Annotated in this window: 15 protein-coding genes and 1 tRNA gene; 11 read left to right on the top strand and 5 right to left on the bottom strand. The window is 64.4% G+C overall.

The window, feature by feature from the left end; genetic code table 11:
• Window positions 1-36: 36 nt before the first annotated feature.
• The 5 genes from galE to Q8R75_RS05755 all read left to right on the top strand — a co-directional run bounded on the left by galE (window position 37) and on the right by Q8R75_RS05755 (window position 3,098).
• Entirely contained in the window at window positions 37-1,053 is a 1,017-nt protein-coding gene (gene galE, locus Q8R75_RS05735) for a UDP-glucose 4-epimerase GalE (RefSeq protein ID WP_305615451.1), read from the top strand.
• Window positions 1,054-1,177: 124 nt separating this feature from the next.
• Complete coding sequence (locus Q8R75_RS05740) at window positions 1,178-1,420, top strand: hypothetical protein (protein ID WP_305615453.1); 243 nt, start codon at window positions 1,178-1,180, stop codon at window positions 1,418-1,420.
• Window positions 1,421-1,478: 58 nt separating this feature from the next.
• Window positions 1,479-1,964, top strand: a complete 486-nt coding sequence (locus Q8R75_RS05745; protein ID WP_305615455.1) for a type II secretion system protein — start codon at window positions 1,479-1,481, stop codon at window positions 1,962-1,964.
• Complete coding sequence (locus Q8R75_RS05750) at window positions 1,964-2,350, top strand: prepilin-type N-terminal cleavage/methylation domain-containing protein (protein WP_305615461.1); 387 nt, start codon at window positions 1,964-1,966, stop codon at window positions 2,348-2,350. The genes Q8R75_RS05745 and Q8R75_RS05750 overlap by 1 nt, the downstream gene beginning before the upstream one ends.
• Window positions 2,351-2,354: 4 nt before the next feature.
• Window positions 2,355-3,098 carry a hypothetical protein gene (locus Q8R75_RS05755; protein ID WP_305615463.1) on the top strand — a complete coding sequence of 248 codons (744 nt, stop codon included), beginning with the start codon at window positions 2,355-2,357 and terminating at the stop codon, window positions 3,096-3,098.
• Window positions 3,099-3,126: 28 nt separating this feature from the next.
• On the opposite strand, the gene Q8R75_RS05760 is transcribed toward Q8R75_RS05755, so the two are convergent.
• The 5 genes from Q8R75_RS05760 to Q8R75_RS05780 form a co-directional block, all read right to left on the bottom strand.
• Window positions 3,127-3,615 carry a DUF456 domain-containing protein gene (locus Q8R75_RS05760; RefSeq protein ID WP_305615465.1) on the bottom strand — a complete coding sequence of 163 codons (489 nt, stop codon included), beginning with the start codon at window positions 3,613-3,615 and terminating at the stop codon, window positions 3,127-3,129.
• A complete protein-coding gene (locus Q8R75_RS05765) occupies window positions 3,612-4,730 on the bottom strand; it encodes a YbdK family carboxylate-amine ligase (protein WP_305615466.1) in 1,119 nt (372 codons plus the stop codon). The genes Q8R75_RS05760 and Q8R75_RS05765 overlap by 4 nt, the downstream gene beginning before the upstream one ends.
• Window positions 4,730-5,923 (bottom strand): cation:proton antiporter, encoded by a 1,194-nt coding sequence (locus Q8R75_RS05770; protein WP_305615468.1) that lies wholly within the window; start codon window positions 5,921-5,923, stop codon window positions 4,730-4,732. The genes Q8R75_RS05765 and Q8R75_RS05770 overlap by 1 nt, the downstream gene beginning before the upstream one ends.
• A 240-nt stretch (window positions 5,924-6,163) precedes the next feature.
• Entirely contained in the window at window positions 6,164-7,699 is a 1,536-nt protein-coding gene (locus tag Q8R75_RS05775) for a fumarate hydratase (RefSeq protein ID WP_305615470.1), read from the bottom strand.
• Between the two features lie 48 nt (window positions 7,700-7,747).
• Window positions 7,748-8,272 carry a TIGR00645 family protein gene (locus Q8R75_RS05780; protein WP_305615472.1) on the bottom strand — a complete coding sequence of 175 codons (525 nt, stop codon included), beginning with the start codon at window positions 8,270-8,272 and terminating at the stop codon, window positions 7,748-7,750.
• Window positions 8,273-8,489: 217 nt separating this feature from the next.
• Between Q8R75_RS05780 and acs the strand changes: the two genes are divergently transcribed.
• The 6 genes from acs to Q8R75_RS05810 all read left to right on the top strand — a co-directional run bounded on the left by acs (window position 8,490) and on the right by Q8R75_RS05810 (window position 14,843).
• A complete protein-coding gene (gene acs, locus Q8R75_RS05785; RefSeq protein WP_305663541.1) occupies window positions 8,490-10,460 on the top strand; it encodes an acetate--CoA ligase in 1,971 nt (656 codons plus the stop codon).
• Between the two features lie 197 nt (window positions 10,461-10,657).
• A complete protein-coding gene (locus Q8R75_RS05790; RefSeq protein WP_305613815.1) occupies window positions 10,658-10,918 on the top strand; it encodes a DUF4212 domain-containing protein in 261 nt (86 codons plus the stop codon).
• A gap of 2 nt (window positions 10,919-10,920) precedes the next feature.
• Window positions 10,921-12,990 carry a sodium:solute symporter family protein gene (locus Q8R75_RS05795; RefSeq protein WP_305626369.1) on the top strand — a complete coding sequence of 690 codons (2,070 nt, stop codon included), beginning with the start codon at window positions 10,921-10,923 and terminating at the stop codon, window positions 12,988-12,990.
• 42 nt (window positions 12,991-13,032) lie between these two features.
• A tRNA-Ser gene (locus Q8R75_RS05800) sits at window positions 13,033-13,122 on the top strand.
• 294 nt (window positions 13,123-13,416) lie between these two features.
• Window positions 13,417-13,998, top strand: a complete 582-nt coding sequence (locus tag Q8R75_RS05805; RefSeq protein WP_305626371.1) for a type IV toxin-antitoxin system AbiEi family antitoxin domain-containing protein — start codon at window positions 13,417-13,419, stop codon at window positions 13,996-13,998.
• A complete protein-coding gene (locus Q8R75_RS05810) occupies window positions 13,995-14,843 on the top strand; it encodes a nucleotidyl transferase AbiEii/AbiGii toxin family protein (protein ID WP_305613945.1) in 849 nt (282 codons plus the stop codon). The genes Q8R75_RS05805 and Q8R75_RS05810 overlap by 4 nt, the downstream gene beginning before the upstream one ends.
• The last annotated feature ends 571 nt before the right edge of the window (window positions 14,844-15,414 follow it).

The raw sequence follows: 15,414 nt of genomic DNA on the forward strand, positions 1-15,414 counted from the left end.
TTGCAGAGTTCCAGTTTTTCCTTTCCGGGAGCATCCATGTCGCGCGTGCTGGTTACCGGGGGTGCGGGCTACATCGGCTCGCACACCTGTATCGAACTCATGTCGGCCGGCCACGATGTGGTCGTGGTCGACAACCTGTGCAACAGCAAGTACGAGTCGCTGCGGCGCGTCGGACAGATCGCCGGTCGCCCGGTCGAGGCGTTCGTGCAGGCCGATGTACGCGATCGCGCTGCGCTGCGGGCGGTGTTCTCGGCACACGCCATCGACGCGGTCATCCATTTCGCAGGCTTGAAGGCGGTCGGTGAGTCGGTCGTCAAACCGCTCGAGTACTACGACAACAATGTCAGCGGCACCGTCGCGCTGTGCGAGGTGATGACCGAAGCGGGCGTGAAGACGCTGGCCTTTTCGTCCTCGGCCACCGTTTATGGCGATCCGGCGTCGGTGCCGATCCGCGAGGACTTTCCGACCGGCCCGACCAACCCCTACGGATGTTCCAAGTGGATGGTCGAACACGTGCTGCGCGACCTCGTCGTGGCCGATCCGTCGTGGCGCATTGCGCTGCTGCGCTACTTCAATCCGGTTGGCGCACATGAATCCGGCCTGATCGGCGAAGACCCGAACGGCCTGCCCAACAACCTGATGCCGTACGTGAGTCAGGTCGCTGTAGGCAAGCTGGCGCGGCTGCGCGTGTTCGGCGGCGACTGGCCGACACCCGACGGCACCGGTGTGCGCGACTACATCCACGTGCTTGATCTGGCGCAAGGTCATGTGCGGGCCATTGACTATCTTCAGAAGCAGCCCGGCCTGCTGACGGTGAATCTGGGTACCGGGCGCGGCTACAGCGTACTGGATGTCGTGCGCGCCTTCGAAACAGCCAGCGGTCGGCCGGTGCCGTACGACATCGTCGAGCGCAGACCGGGCGACATCGCCCAGTGCTACGCCGAACCCGGCCTCGCAAACCGGCTTCTGGGCTGGGTTGCAGCGCGGGACCTGGCGCAGATGTGCGCCGACGCCTGGAACTGGCAGCACAACAACCCCGAGGGCTACGCCTGACAAGGCTTTGCCGGAACCGGGTCAAAAACGGGGTTCCGGCGCGATAGATGGCGGCAGAAATTTCGTGTTAGATCGCGCTGTAACCATCTTGACATCTTCACTCAATCGACCCGGGAGAGCGTTCATGCACCTGCAAGCCGTGTTTGAAAAAGCCCACGCCACAGCCAACGAATCCAGCGCAGAAATCTTCCGCCAGTTGCTCGACGCACTCGAACACGACGCGCCTTTCGACCTGCAGCAGCTGTACCGGCTTTCGTACGGCGACTTCGACATCGCCCTCAATGCGCTGCGCGAGTGGCGTTCCCAGCGCTATGTATGGCTGCTCGAACATGAGGGCGTCCAGCCCTGGCGCAGCCACCTGAGCTGAACCCTGCCTGTGCGGGGCCTGTCACGGCATCGTGATGGGGCTGTGTTAACCTCGGCCCATGCTTCGCAGTTCACGTCTTTCCCGCGGTTTTACATTGATCGAGCTGATGGTGGTGATCGCCATCGTCGGCGTGCTCGCCACCATGGCCATGCCGATGGTGGAACTGGCACGCGTGCGTGCCGATGAATCCGAACTGCGGACCGCGCTGCGGCAGATCCGCACGGCGCTCGACGACTACCGCAAGGCCTGGGATGAAGGCCGGATCGAGAAGAAGGTCGGCGCCAGCGGCTACCCGCCCAGCCTCGATGTGCTGGTCAACGGCGTGAAGGACGTCAAGCAGCCGAACGACGTCAAGATCTACTTCCTGCGCCGCCTGCCGCGCGACCCTTTCCACGCCGACAAGAGCACGCCGGCGGAACAGACCTGGGGGCTGCGCAGCTATGCCAGCCCGCCGGACGAGCCGACGCCGGGTGCCGACGTGTTCGATGTCCATTCGCTGTCCGGCCGCACTGGCCTGAACGGCATCGCCTACCGGAACTGGTAATGCGCAAGTCCTTGTTTATACGCGGCTTCACGCTGATCGAACTGCTGGTCGTCATGGCCATCATCGCGGTGCTGCTGACGCTGGCCGCGCCGCGCTACTTCGAACATCTCGACCGCTCGCGCGAAGCGACGCTGAAGCAGACGCTGGCGGTCACGCGCGACGCGATCGACAAGTTCCGCGGCGATCGCGGTGCGTATCCGCAAAGCCTGCAGGAACTGGTCGAACGCCAGTACCTGCGCAAGCTGCCGTTCGATCCGGTGACCGACAGCGCCGACACCTGGATCGTCGTGCCGCCGCGTGACACGGCGACCGACAGCGGTGTGGCCGATCTGAAGAGCGGTGCCGAAGGCACGTCGCGCGACGGCACGGCCTTTTCCGAGCTGTGAGCCGATGAGTTCCTGCGTGCGCCGGTCGACGCCGCAGCGGGGGTTTTCCTACCTGCTGCTGCTGTTTGCCGTTGCCGCCCTCGGTATCGCCAGCGCCGGCAGTGCGCTGATGTGGAGCACGCTGGCGCAGACCGAACGCGAGCGCGAACTGCTGTTCATCGGTGGCGAGTTTTCGCGTGCGCTGCAGCGCTACTTCGACGCCTCGCCTGCGGAGCCCAAGCGCTATCCGGCCACCCTGCAGGATCTGCTGGAAGACAAGCGCCAGCCAACGCCGCTGCGCCATCTGCGCAAGCTCTATTTCGATCCGATGACGCGCAGTCAGGACTGGGGCCTGGTCCTCAGCGGCGGGCAGATCCGCGCTGTGTACAGCAAGTCGGAACAGCCGGCCCGCATCACCGTGTTGCCGGCCTGGGTCGATGCCACGGGCGACAAGGTCGCCAGCTCGCTGAAAAATGCCGCACCGGCAGCGGGTGCCGCCGCGCCGCCGACCGCGCTGAGTGCTACGCCGGTGGCGCGCGGCAAGCCCGGTGAGCGCCGCCATGCCGACTGGTTGTTCGTGCCGATGCCCAGCAGCGGCGCGGCAGCGAATGTGGCGGCAGGCGGATCCGGAGCGGGTGGGCCCGCCGGCGGATCGTCTGACGCAGGATCGCCGACCGACCCGGCCCGTCCTTCGGCGACGCCCGGCCGATCGCTGCAGGAAATCTATACCAACGGAAGCAGTGCTCCTGCTGGCGACGGGCTGCAGTGATCCGTCCGCATCCGCCGACGCCGGGCCGTCAGAACAGCCAGGCGGCCAGCGCAATGCCCAGCATCATGAAGGCGATGGCAACCTTGGCGACTGCGGCCAGCAGCATGCCCAGCCAGGTCGCCAGCCCGACGCGCGCCGCCTGAAGCGCATCGCGGCGGGCGATGAATTCGCCGATCGCTGCGCCCGCCAGCGGCGCGAACAGCAGACCGATCAATCCGCCGAACAGCCCGACCACGGTGCCGATGGCTGCGCCGACCAGTGCAAGCGGACTGGCGCCGACCCGCTGGGCGCCGATCACGCTTGCCGCGAAGTCGATCAGCCAGGCCAGCACGGCGAGTGCGCCGAGCACCGCCAGCGTCACACCGCCGATGCGCTGGAAATCGTCCAGCCAGGCCACCATCAGCAGGCCGCCGAACACCAGCGGAATGCCGGGCAGGGCGGGCAATATGACGCCGGCCAGCCCGACCAGCACGAGCAGGCCGGCGATCAGCCACAGCAGAAGGTCGGCCGCGCTCATTGCGCGAAGGCCGAGACGGCGTCGTCGACCACGGCCAGCAGGTTGCGCGATCGGGCATGGACCGCGCGCAGGCGGGTGGCGTCGTTGCCGCAACCCTTGACCATGCGGCGCAGCGATTCAAGCGCTGCGCCACTGCCGAGTGCGTCGGCCTCCGGGGCAAGGCGTTCCAGCGTGAGCGCAATGTCCTCCCGCAGCGGCAGTGCAGCGTGGCTGCGCGGATGCACGATCAATCCATCCAGCCCGAAGCGGCAGGCCTGGAAGCGGTTGTAGGTATACACGAGGTAGTCGTCCTCCATTGGATCGGGTTCGTCGCCGGCCAGGATGCTGCAGCACAGCGCCTGCAGATAGACCGCGATCGCGGCGGCGCGCTCCACGGTCAGCGGCGTGTCGCACACGCGCAGCTCGATCGTGCCGTATTCCGGCTTGGGCCGGATATCCCAGTAGAAGTCCTTCATGCTGCGCACGATTCCGGTGTCTTCCATCTTCGAGAAATAGTCGCGCTCGAAGCGTGCCCAGTCGAGCACGAAGGGCGCGCGGCCGCTGAGCGGGAAGGCAAACACCGAATTGAGGCGGGCCGAATCGAACAGCGTGTCGCTGCCCTGCGAAAACGGCGACGACGCCGACAGCGCGATGAAGTGCGGCACATATCGGTTCAACGCGTGCAGCACACGCAGCGCGCTGTCGGCGTCGGGCATGCCGATATGGACATGCTGGCCGAACACGGTGAATTGTTTCGCCAGATAGCCATACAGCCCCGACAGGTGCTGGAAGCGCGGCGTCGAAAAGATGCGCCGCTCGGTCCAGTGCTGGAACGGGTGTGTGCCGCCACCGCACAGCGACACATTCAGTCGCGACGACGCGGCAAGCAGCACGTCGCGCATCGCTTCGAGCTGCTTCAGCAGGCCGGCGTGATGATCATGGATGTCGGTTGCCACTTCGATCATGCAGTCGGTCATTTCCGGCTTGATGTCGCCCGGGAAGCGGGTGCGCTGCGCCAGTTCGAGCAGATCGGTGGCTGCCGAGGCAAGGTCGCGATCGTGTTCGCCGACCAGCTGCAGCTCCAGTTCGACGCCCATGCTGAGCGCCGACGAGGCGTGGAAGGTTTCGAGTGGCATCAGGCGCGCTCCTCATGCTGCGTTTCGCCGGCCAGCATCAACGCCCACTGGGCGAACAGCGGGCCGACGAATTCCATCACGATCACCATGCCGGCAATCGCCGACAACGCACCATCGGCAAGACCGAAGCCGGCGCTGCGACTGTATTCGAGCAGCAGCAGCGCGAAGGTCGACAGCGGCGCCAGCGCGAATCCGGTCAGCGCCCCCTTGCGCGTGCTGGTGCCGCTGATATGGGCGAACGCAGCGGTCGCCGCCACCTTGGCGGCAATGCGCCCGGCGGACATCAGCACCGCCAGCGCCAGCGCGGCTGCGGTGGTGGGCCAGGTCGCCATGCCGGCAACGAACACAAAGAGGAACACCGTCAGCAGGTCGCCCAGCACACCGAAATTGCGCTGCGCCGGCGTCAGCAGGAGCTTGCGGCGGCGCATCAGCACGCCCAGCGTCAGTGCGGCGAGCAGCGGCGATACATTGACGCCCTGGGTCAGCAAGGTCACCAGCATGACGGCCAGCGCGAACACCGTCGTCACACCGCGTTCGTCGGCGCGCAGCCGGCGCAGCAGCCAGGGCAGCGGAATGCCGATCAGGATGCCGCAGCCGACCGACACCGCGAGGATGGCCGCACTGTTCCACAGGGCATTGACCAGGCTGCCCGACGCCAGCAGTTGCCAGTAGCCGATGGCGCCCTTCATCAGCAGCACCGAAAGCAGGCAGTTGATCGCGCAAAGATGCAGTGCGCGCTCGGTCACCTGACCGGAGCAGCGCAGGTCATTCACCACCCGCACCAGCGCGGCCGGCGACGTCGCGACCGACAGCGCGCCCAGAACCATGGCGATATCGTCCGGCTGACCCATGGCGAGTGCGATGCCGCGCACCACAAAGAAGGTCAGCAGCGATTCCGCGATGCCGCTGATCAGCAGCCACGGGTTATTGACCAGCCAGCGCAGATTGATGCGGTGACCGAGCTCGAACAGGAACAGGCCGAGCGCGAAATTCGCCAGGAAGGACAGGGCGGCAGTGGTTTGCGCATCAGCCTGAACGGTATTGAGCGCGCTGCTGACGATGCCGGCCAGCGAGTAGGCGCACACCCGTGGCACGGCCAGACCGCGATGCGCCAGTTCGCCCGCCAGCCACGCGATCAGCAGCACCGCCGGCCAGCCGACCAGTTCGAAAATGCGTCCGGCTTCGAATATCAAGGCTTTCCTCCTGCCTGCCGCAAGGGCATACAAGTGAAAGGATCCGCACCTCGCAGGGCACGGCGGCGGGCTTGCAGCGCCCGTTCAGGCCTGATCGCGGATCACGACCAGGCCTGAACAGACCCCGGGGAGGAAGTGCGGGCCGCGTCAGTCGCGGCCTTTCGTACGATTCGGCTCAACATCTGACCGGCAGGCGCCGGTCAGTCATGCACTGGAGGAATCACCGGATGGGCCACCGTATCACTTCGTGGCGACCGGGATCTTGCCGATCCGCGCCTGCCATTCTTTCGGCCCGGTGTCGTGCACCGACGTACCGCCTGCATCCACGGCCACGGTCACCGGCATGTCGACCACATCGAATTCGTAGATCGCTTCCATGCCCATGTCTTCGAAACCGAGCACGCGCGCGCCCTTGATCGCCTTCGACACCAGATAGGCCGCGCCGCCGACCGCCATCAGGTAAGCGCTCTTGTGCTTGCGGATGGCCTCGATCGCGACCGGGCCGCGTTCGGCCTTGCCCACCATCGCGATCAGACCGGTCTGCGCCAGCATCATTTCGGTGAACTTGTCCATGCGGGTTGCCGTGGTCGGGCCGGCCGGTCCGACCACTTCGTCGCGCACCGGATCGACCGGGCCGACGTAGTAGATGACGCGGTTGGCGAAATCGACCGGCAGCTTTTCGCCCTTCGCCAGCATGTCGGCAATGCGCTTGTGCGCCGCATCGCGGCCGGTCAACATCTTGCCGTTCAGCAACAGTGTCTGGCCCGGCTTCCACGACGCGACTTCAGCCGGCGTCAGCGTGTTCAGGTCGACCCGCTTCGAATTCTTGGTGTCCGGCTGCCAGGTCACGTCCGGCCAGTCTTCGAGGCGCGGCGCTTCGAGCACGGCCGGGCCGGAGCCATCGAGATGGAAATGCACATGCCGGGTGGCGGCACAATTCGGAATCATCGCCACCGGCAGCGACGCGGCATGTGTCGGGTAGTCGAGAATCTTCACGTCGAGCACGGTGGCCAGACCGCCCAGCCCCTGGGCGCCGATGCCCAGCGCGTTCACTTTCTCCATCAGTTCGAGTCGCAGCTCTTCGACTCGCGTGAGCTTCTCGCCGCGCGCCGCCTTTTCGACCAGGAACTGGATATTGATCGGCTCCATCAGCGATTCCTTGGCCAGCAGCATGGCCTTTTCCGGCGTGCCGCCGATGCCGATGCCCAGCATGCCGGGCGGGCACCAGCCGGCGCCCATGGTCGGCACGGTCTTGAGTACCCAATCCACGATGGAATCGGACGGGTTCAGCATGACCATCTTCGACTTGTTTTCCGAGCCACCGCCCTTGGCGGCACAGATCACCTCGACGTGGTCACCCGGCACGATTTCGTAATGGATGACCGCCGGCGTGTTGTCTTTCGAATTCTTCCGTGCGCCCGCCGGGTCGAGCAGCACCGAGGCGCGCAGCGTGTTGTCCGGGTGCAGGTAGGCGCGTCGCACCCCTTCGTTGACCATGTCGGTCACGCTCATCGTGGCGTCCCAGCGCACATTCATGCCCACCTTCAGGAAGACCACGGCGATACCCGTGTCCTGGCAGATCGGGCGACGGCCTTCGGCGCACATGCGCGAATTGGTCAGGATCTGCGCGATCGCGTCCTTCGCCGCCGGCGACTGTTCCCGCTCGTACGCCGCACCCAGCGCCTGGATGTAGTCCAGCGGGTGGTAACAGGAAATGAACTGGAAAGCGTCGGCGATCGACTGGATGAAATCGTCCTGACGGATGGGCTGGCTCATGGGAAAGGTCCTGTTGAAGCGGCCGCCAACGGCGGCCAGTCACGACGCTCAGTGATGCTGCTTGTTCAGCAGCAGCGTCTGCGTCATCAGCTTGTCGGTATAGGCCATGGCGAGTGCCGACAAGACGAACACCATGTGAATCACCACCTGCCACAGCACGACGCGGTCGGTCAGCTGATCAGCGTTGATGAAGGTTTTCAGCAGGTGGATGGCCGAAATGCCGATCAGGGCGGTGGCCAGCTTCACCTTGAGCACGCCGGCGTTCACGTGCGACAGCCATTCCGGCTGGTCCGGGTGGTCGTCGAGGTTGAGCCGCGACACGAAGGTTTCGTAGCCGCCGACAATGACCATGATCAGCAGGTTGGCGATCATCACCACGTCGATCAGGCCCAGCACGATGAGCATGATGTCGTTTTCGCTCAGCGCACCGATCTTGTGGACCAGGTGCCACAACTCGACCATGAACAGGTAGACATACACACCCTGTGCGACGATGAGGCCGAAGTAGAGTGGCGCCTGCAACCAGCGGCTGGCGAAGATCATGCTTTGAAGAACGCGTCCGAGATTGAGCATATTTGAGGCAAGTCAGGCAAAAGATCGAGCGCGATATTACCATCCGCACCTGACGGTCCCGGCGGGCAGCCCTGCAGTAAGGGCGTTGTAAGCCCTCCGGGCTGTAATAAATGGAATTCGAGCGCACCCATGCGCCTGACGTCGGCCCACAAGGCTGTACTTGCATTGCTGCGTGAGCCCGCAAGCGTGCAGATTTTGATTCGATGGAGGAGGTCGTATGTCCGAAGTATCCGAAGTTCACGTGTATCAACCCCCGCAGGCGCTGGTCGACGGCGCCGCTGTGTCCGGCATGGACGCCTACCGCGCGCTGTGTGCCGAAGCCGAGCGCGACTATGAAGGTTACTGGGCACGCCTTGCGCGCGAGCACGTGAGCTGGCAGACGCCGTTTACCCGCACGCTGAATGAAGACAACCGCCCGTTCTTCAAGTGGTTCGAAGACGGCAAGCTGAACGTGTCCTACAACTGTCTCGACCGCAACGTCGAAGCCGGTCTGGGTGACAAGACAGCCATCATTTTCGAAGCTGACGGCGGCGCCGTCACCCGTGTCACCTACAGCGACCTGCTGGAGCGCGTGTGCAGGCTGGCCAATGCGCTGCGCGCCAAGGGCGTGAAGAAGGGTGACCGGGTCGTCATCTACATGCCGATGTCGATCGAAGGCATCGTTGCCATGCAGGCCTGCGCCCGCATCGGCGCCACGCACTCCGTGGTGTTCGGCGGCTTTTCGGCGCAGTCGCTGCGCGACCGCATCAGCGACGCCGGTGCGGTCATGCTGATCACCGCCGACGAACAGTGCCGCGGCGGCAAGAACATTCCGCTCAAGCCCATCGTCGACGAAGCTTTCGGCATGGGCGGCTGCGAAGCCTGCTCGACCGTCATCGTCTACAAGCGCACCGGTGGCACCTGCAACATGGTCGCGGGCCGCGACGAGTGGCTGCACGAAATCACCGAAGGCCAGGCCGCGACCTGCGATCCGGAATGGGTCGATGCCGAACACCCGCTGTTCCTGCTCTACACCTCCGGTTCCACCGGCAAGCCCAAGGGCGTGCAGCACTCGTCAGGCGGCTATCTGCTGCACGCCATCCTGACGATGCGCTGGACCTTCGACATCAAGCCTTCCGATGTCTTCTGGTGTACCGCTGACATCGGTTGGGTTACCGGCCACACCTACATCACCTACGGCCCGCTGGCCTGCGGTGCGACCGAAGTCGTGTTCGAAGGCGTGCCCACCTACCCGGACGCCGGCCGCTTCTGGAAGATGATCCAGGACCACAAGGTGAGCGTGTTCTACACCGCGCCGACCGCCATCCGTTCGCTGATCAAGTCTGCCGACGCGAACGTGGCCGTGCATCCGAAGAGCTACGACCTTTCCAGCCTGCGCATCCTGGGTTCAGTCGGCGAGCCGATCAATCCGGCCGCCTGGGAGTGGTACTACGAAAACGTCGGCGGCAGCCGCTGCCCCATCGTCGATACCTTCTGGCAGACCGAAACCGGCGGCCACATGATTACGCCGATGCCGGGCGCCACGCCGATGGTGCCGGGCTCGTGCACGTTGCCTTTCCCGGGCATCCAGGCGGCCGTCGTCGATGAAACCGGCAACGACGTACCCTGGGGGCAGGGTGGCATCCTGGTGGTCAAGAAACCGTGGCCGTCGATGATCCGCACGATCTTCGGCGACCCGGATCGCTTCGTGAAGAGCTACTACCCGGCCGACTTCCAGGGGCGCTACTACCTGGCCGGCGACGGTGCGATCCGTGACGCCAAGACCGGCTACTTCACGATTACCGGCCGCATCGACGATGTGCTGAACGTGTCGGGCCATCGCATGGGCACGATGGAAATCGAGTCCGCTCTGGTGTCGCATCCGATGGTGGCGGAAGCCGCCGTGGTGGGGCGGCCGGACGATCTGACCGGCGAGGCCATCTGCGCTTTCGTCGTGCTGAAGCGTTCGCGTCCGACCGGCGACGAGGCCAAGCAGATCGCCACCGAACTGCGCAACTGGGTGGGCAAGGAGATCGGCCCGATCGCCAAGCCGAAGGACCTGCGTTTCGGTGACAACCTGCCGAAGACCCGCTCGGGCAAGATCATGCGCCGCCTGCTGCGCTCGATCGCCAAGGGCGAGCAGATCACGCAGGACACCTCGACGCTGGAAAACCCGGCCATCCTCGAACAGCTGGCGCAAGCCCTCTGATCGAAAGCCGGGGGTCGGCGCATGCGCGCCGGCTCCCGGTTGCCGGGCGCCCGGCGAGCGACGAGTGGCCGGGCGTGCATCACCCCGATAACAACACGGGCAGGCGACGAGCGACTGCGCCTGCAGCAACACCCAGAAGCCCGTCGTCCCGACTACCGCGGCCTGATTTCACCGAACATGCTGCCGAGCACATGCTGATGCAGTTGTCCGAACGCCACCGCGAATACTGGCGCAGGAACCTTCGCGTCACGCTGGTGCTGCTCGTCATCTGGTTCACGGTCACCTTCGTACCGATATTTTTCGCCCGCGAGCTCAACGAATGGTCGTTTCTCGGCTGGCCGCTCGCCTTCTACATGGGCGCCCAGGGCTCGCTCATCGTCTACGTACTGATCATCGGTTACTACGCGCGGGTGATGAACCGCTTTGACCGCGAGTACGGCGTGAACGAGGACGTCTGACCATGCCGCAGCGGCAGTCGGCGTTTTACCGGCAGCTCAAGAAGATGTACGCCTGGTACGCCGGCGGCTTCGCGATATTCGTCGTGCTGCTGTCGCTGGCCGAAGGCATGGGCATGTCGTCGCGCTGGATCGGCTACGTGTTCATGTTTGCCACGATCGCGCTCTATGCCGGCATCGGCGTCATGAGCCGCACCGCCGACGTGTCCGAGTACTACGTCGCCGGCCGGCGTGTGCCAGCCATGTTCAACGGCATGGCGACCGGGGCCGACTGGATGTCGGCAGCGTCCTTCATCGGCCTGGCCGGCACGCTGTACTTCGGCGGCTATCAGGGGCTGGCCTTCGTCATGGGCTGGACCGGCGGCTACTGCCTGGTCGCACTGCTGCTCGCCCCCTATCTGCGCAAGTTCGGCGAATTCACGATTCCGGACTTCCTCGGCGCGCGCTACGGCGGCAACGCGGCGCGCATGATCGGTGTGTTCGCCACCATCCTGGCGTCGTTCACCTATGTGGTGGCGCAGATCTACGGCGTCGGCCTGATCACCAGCCGTTTCGTCGGGCTGGAATTCGAAGTTGGCGTATTCGTCGGCCTGGCCGGCATCCTGGTGTGCTCCTTCCTCGGCGGCATGCGCGCCGTCACCTGGACCCAGGTCGCCCAGTACATCATCCTCATCGTGGCCTATCTGCTGCCGGTGGTCATCCTGTCCACCAAGGTGACCGGCGTGCCGGTGCCGCAGGCGGTGTATGGCAGCGTGCTGCAGAAGCTCACGATGACCGAGCAGACGCTGTTCGCGTCGCCGCGCGAAATCGAGGTGAACGCGATGTACAAGGCGCGCGCCGAAGCCTTCGACGAAAAGATCAGAGGTTTGCCGGCTTCGCTCGAAGGCGAGCGCGCCGCACTGACCATCCGGCTTGACGAACTGAAGCACGAAAATGCCTCGGCAAAGGACATTTCGTCGGCCGAAAAGGCACTCAAGTACATGCCCAGGGACGAGGCCGACGCACTCAAACGCTGGACGGAGGCGCGCGCCGCCGCCGCCGCCAAGTCGGCGCCGCCGCTGCCGCATACCGCCGCCCACGCCGGTCGCGATGAGGCCGAATCGAGCCGCAAGCGCCTCAATTTCATCGCGCTGGTGATCTGCCTGATGATAGGCACCGCCTCGTTGCCGCACATCCTGATGCGCTACTACACGACGCCCAGCGTCAAGGAAGCGCGCGAATCGGTGTTCTGGTCGCTGTTCTTCATCTTCCTGCTGTACGTCACCGCACCGGCCTACGCGGTGTTCGCCAAGTTCGAGATCTATACCAATCTGGTGGGTTCGACCATTTCGACCTTGCCCGGCTGGGTCGCCTCGTGGGGCAAGGTCGGGTTGGTGAAGATCGAGGACATCAACGGTGACGGCATCCTGCAATTGGCCGAACTGACATTGAACACCGACGTGATCGTGCTCGCCACGCCGGAAATCGCGGGTCTGCCCTACGTGATATCCGGTCTGGTCGCCGCCGGCGGTCTGGCCGCTGCGCTGTCCACCGCCGACGGCCTGCTGCTGACCATCGCCAACGCCATGTCGCACGACGTCTATTACAAGGTGATCGACCCGAACGCCTCGACCCAGCGCCGTCTGGTCATTTCCAAGGCGCTGCTGCTGGTGGTCGCGCTGGTCGCCGCCTACACCGCGTCGCTGAAGCCGGACAACATCCTGTTCATGGTCGGCCTGGCGTTTTCGATCGCCTCGTCCGCCTTCTTCCCTGCGCTGGTGTGCGGCGTGTTCTGGAAGCGTGCCAACAAGGCCGGCGCGGTCAGCGGCATGGTGGCCGGACTCGGCATGTGTCTCTACTATGCATCGCTGACCCATCCGTTCTTCGGCGGCAGCATCGCCAACGCCTGGCTGGGTATCGAACCGATCTCCTGCGGCTTCTTCGGCATCCCGTTCGGCTTCATCGTGCTGGTCATCGTCAGCCTGCTGACCCCGCCGCCAGACACCGCCACGCAGGAGCTGATCGAACACCTGCGCTACCCGCGCCTGCCGAATGACCGCGTCGACCCACCCCCTGCGCGCAATCCGGCCCCGTGACGGCCGCGCCCGGGCGCTTTCTGCTATAGTCGCGCGCTTCGCGGTGAGGTGGATGTGTGGGTTAAGTCGCACGCCTGGAAAGCGTGTTTAGGTGAAAACCTAACGCGGGTTCGAATCCCGCCCTCTCCGCCACAATAAATCGCAGAGCGCTCCAGAACGCCTCGCAAGACACCCCGAAAGCCCCGGTTGACCACGTGTTCCGGGGCTTTTTTGTGTCCGGACGTCTGTGATTTGGATCGATCTCTAGCTGCGCTGGCCGGTTCACATACCCACCAGCGAGCCGGCCGCTACTGCACAAGCAAAAAAAAGGCGTGCAAGTCATTTTCAGAGTTTGTTTCTTTACCTAGTCAATTATTGACAAGTAACTAGATTTTGCAACAAACTGCATGAATGGTCCGTGCCCAAGACTCAACGCAGGAACAAGCCGTGCTCGCACTCGCAGAGCGCCAGCCTCTTCTGCGCGCACGCGATCTGAGCGCGCAGGCGCTGCCGACCGTTGTGCTCAGCCGGCTGGTCGCTGCGGGCAAGCTTGAACGCGTTGCCCGCGGCATCTACAGCCTGCCGGGGCGTGCGCTCAGTGAACACCGGTCCCTGGCCGAAGTTGCACTGCGTGTGCCGCGCGGTGTCGTGTGCCTGCTGTCGGCACTGCGCGTGCATGGCATCGGCACCCAGGCGCCGTTCGAGGTCTGGCTGGCGATCCCTCCGCATACGCCCACACCCCGACTGGACCAGCCGGCGCTGCGTGTCGTCCGCATGTCGGGCCCGGCACTGACCGATGGTATCGAGCCGATCGAAATCGATGGCGTGCAAGTTCCGGTGTTCAACGCGGCCAAGACCGTGGCCGACTGCTTCAAGTACCGCAACAAGATCGGCCTGGACGTGGCACTGGAGGCGCTGCGCGACGGCTGGGCACAGCGCAGGCTGACCATGGATGCGCTCTGGCACTACGCCGCTGTCAACCGCGTGGCCAATGTGATGCGGCCCTACCTGGAAAGCGTCACGGCATGAGCCGCAACCTGGCCGCCTCCATCCGCACCCGCTTGAAGCAACGCGCCGATGCCAAGAGGCAGGACTTCAATCTGACGCTGACCCACTACGGGCTGGAGCGCTTGCTGTATCGCTTGTCGATCTCACCCCATGCCGGAAACTACCTGCTCAAGGGTGCGCTGCTGTTTTCACTGTGGTACGACCAGCCGTATCGGCCGACACGCGATGCGGATCTGCTGGGGTTTGGCCCGGATGACATCGACTCCGCTGTTGCGGCATTCCGTGAAATCTGCGCGATTGAGGTGGAAGACGGCATCGCGTTCGATCCCGCGTCGGTCAAGGGATCGGAGATCCGCAAGGAAGCGGGCTATGGCGGTGTGCGGATCGATCTGCTGGCGAAGCTGGACGGTGCTCGCATCACGCTGCAGGTGGATATCGGTTTTGGCGATGCAGTCACACCCGCGCCAGAATCGGTGAGCTACCCGGTGCTGCTTGATGACCTGCCCGCACCGCAATTGCGCTCGTACCCGAAATACACGGTGGTGGCAGAGAAATTCCATGCGGTGTGCCTGCTCGGCATGGCCAATACCCGGATGAAGGACTACTTCGACCTGTGGGTGCTGCTCACCGAGGGGGTTCTGCAATCGTCAGAACTGTGCAGCGCAGTCGAGGCGACGTTCGCACGGCGGCAATTGCCGGTGCCAAACGCTGTCCCCTCCGGCTTGAGCGATACCTTCGCGCTGGATGCCGTGAAACGGGCACAGTGGGCCGCGTTCCTGAAAAAGAATCGGCTGGTCGTACTGGACCTGGTCGAGGTGGTCACCCTGCTGCGCGATGAGTTTCAGAAACTGCAAAAGCAAGGCTGAAAGGCCTGGTGGTATCCCGAAATTCAGATCGAGGAAAACTGAGATTTCATGGGGCTACTGGGCGCTGATGTGAATCCCGCCCCCTCCGCCAAAAATGAGTCGCAGAGCGTCCAGAACGCCTCGCAAGACACCCTGAAAGCCCCGGTCGACCAAGTTTTCCGGGGCTTTTTTGTGTCCGGACGTCCCGTACGCTTCATGCCATCCCTGGGTTTCTGGGGGTGTCTCTGGCGGGCCGTACCCCACCACTTCTGGGGTACCGAGGCCGGTCGAGCGTCCGCTGACTGATTTCTCCAGAAGGCACTGCCGACCTTGAAGAGACATTCACTGTCCCGACCTGGTCGCCACAAAGCAGTCGCTTGAGCAGCCATTCGCCGGGGCCATGCAGCGCCCTGTGCATGGCGACTGGTTAGAGGAGAGCTGCCGGGTCTGTGGGCACTCCGGTCCTGTTTGCCATGTACCGCCCCTCGGGGCTGAAGCGTGTAGCGGCAGGGGCGAACCCGAACACTACCCCAAGGGCTCCGGGCCACCGCTATGTACGGTAACGCACAGAGCGACCAACGCCACGCTACCG

The sequence above is a fragment of the Methyloversatilis sp. genome (assembly GCF_030696805.1).
Classification (GTDB): Bacteria; Pseudomonadota; Gammaproteobacteria; order Burkholderiales; family Rhodocyclaceae; genus Methyloversatilis.

What these genes read in the sequence shown, in the direction of transcription:
- Q8R75_RS05745 (WP_305615455.1), top strand. Translation starts at nt 1,479, where the DNA reads ATGCTTCGCAGTTCACGTCTTTCCCGCGGTTTTACATTGATCGAGCTG.
- Q8R75_RS05760 (WP_305615465.1), bottom strand. Translation starts at nt 3,615, where the DNA reads ATGAGCGCGGCCGACCTTCTGCTGTGGCTGATCGCCGGCCTGCTCGTG.
- acs (WP_305663541.1), top strand. Translation starts at nt 8,490, where the DNA reads ATGTCCGAAGTATCCGAAGTTCACGTGTATCAACCCCCGCAGGCGCTG.
- Q8R75_RS05790 (WP_305613815.1), top strand. Translation starts at nt 10,658, where the DNA reads ATGCAGTTGTCCGAACGCCACCGCGAATACTGGCGCAGGAACCTTCGC.
- Q8R75_RS05775 (WP_305615470.1), bottom strand. Translation starts at nt 7,699, where the DNA reads ATGAGCCAGCCCATCCGTCAGGACGATTTCATCCAGTCGATCGCCGAC.
- Q8R75_RS05740 (WP_305615453.1), top strand. Translation starts at nt 1,178, where the DNA reads ATGCACCTGCAAGCCGTGTTTGAAAAAGCCCACGCCACAGCCAACGAA.
- Q8R75_RS05810 (WP_305613945.1), top strand. Translation starts at nt 13,995, where the DNA reads ATGAGCCGCAACCTGGCCGCCTCCATCCGCACCCGCTTGAAGCAACGC.
- Q8R75_RS05780 (WP_305615472.1), bottom strand. Translation starts at nt 8,272, where the DNA reads ATGCTCAATCTCGGACGCGTTCTTCAAAGCATGATCTTCGCCAGCCGC.
- galE (WP_305615451.1), top strand. Translation starts at nt 37, where the DNA reads ATGTCGCGCGTGCTGGTTACCGGGGGTGCGGGCTACATCGGCTCGCAC.
- Q8R75_RS05795 (WP_305626369.1), top strand. Translation starts at nt 10,921, where the DNA reads ATGCCGCAGCGGCAGTCGGCGTTTTACCGGCAGCTCAAGAAGATGTAC.
- Q8R75_RS05750 (WP_305615461.1), top strand. Translation starts at nt 1,964, where the DNA reads ATGCGCAAGTCCTTGTTTATACGCGGCTTCACGCTGATCGAACTGCTG.
- Q8R75_RS05765 (WP_305615466.1), bottom strand. Translation starts at nt 4,730, where the DNA reads ATGCCACTCGAAACCTTCCACGCCTCGTCGGCGCTCAGCATGGGCGTC.
- Q8R75_RS05755 (WP_305615463.1), top strand. Translation starts at nt 2,355, where the DNA reads ATGAGTTCCTGCGTGCGCCGGTCGACGCCGCAGCGGGGGTTTTCCTAC.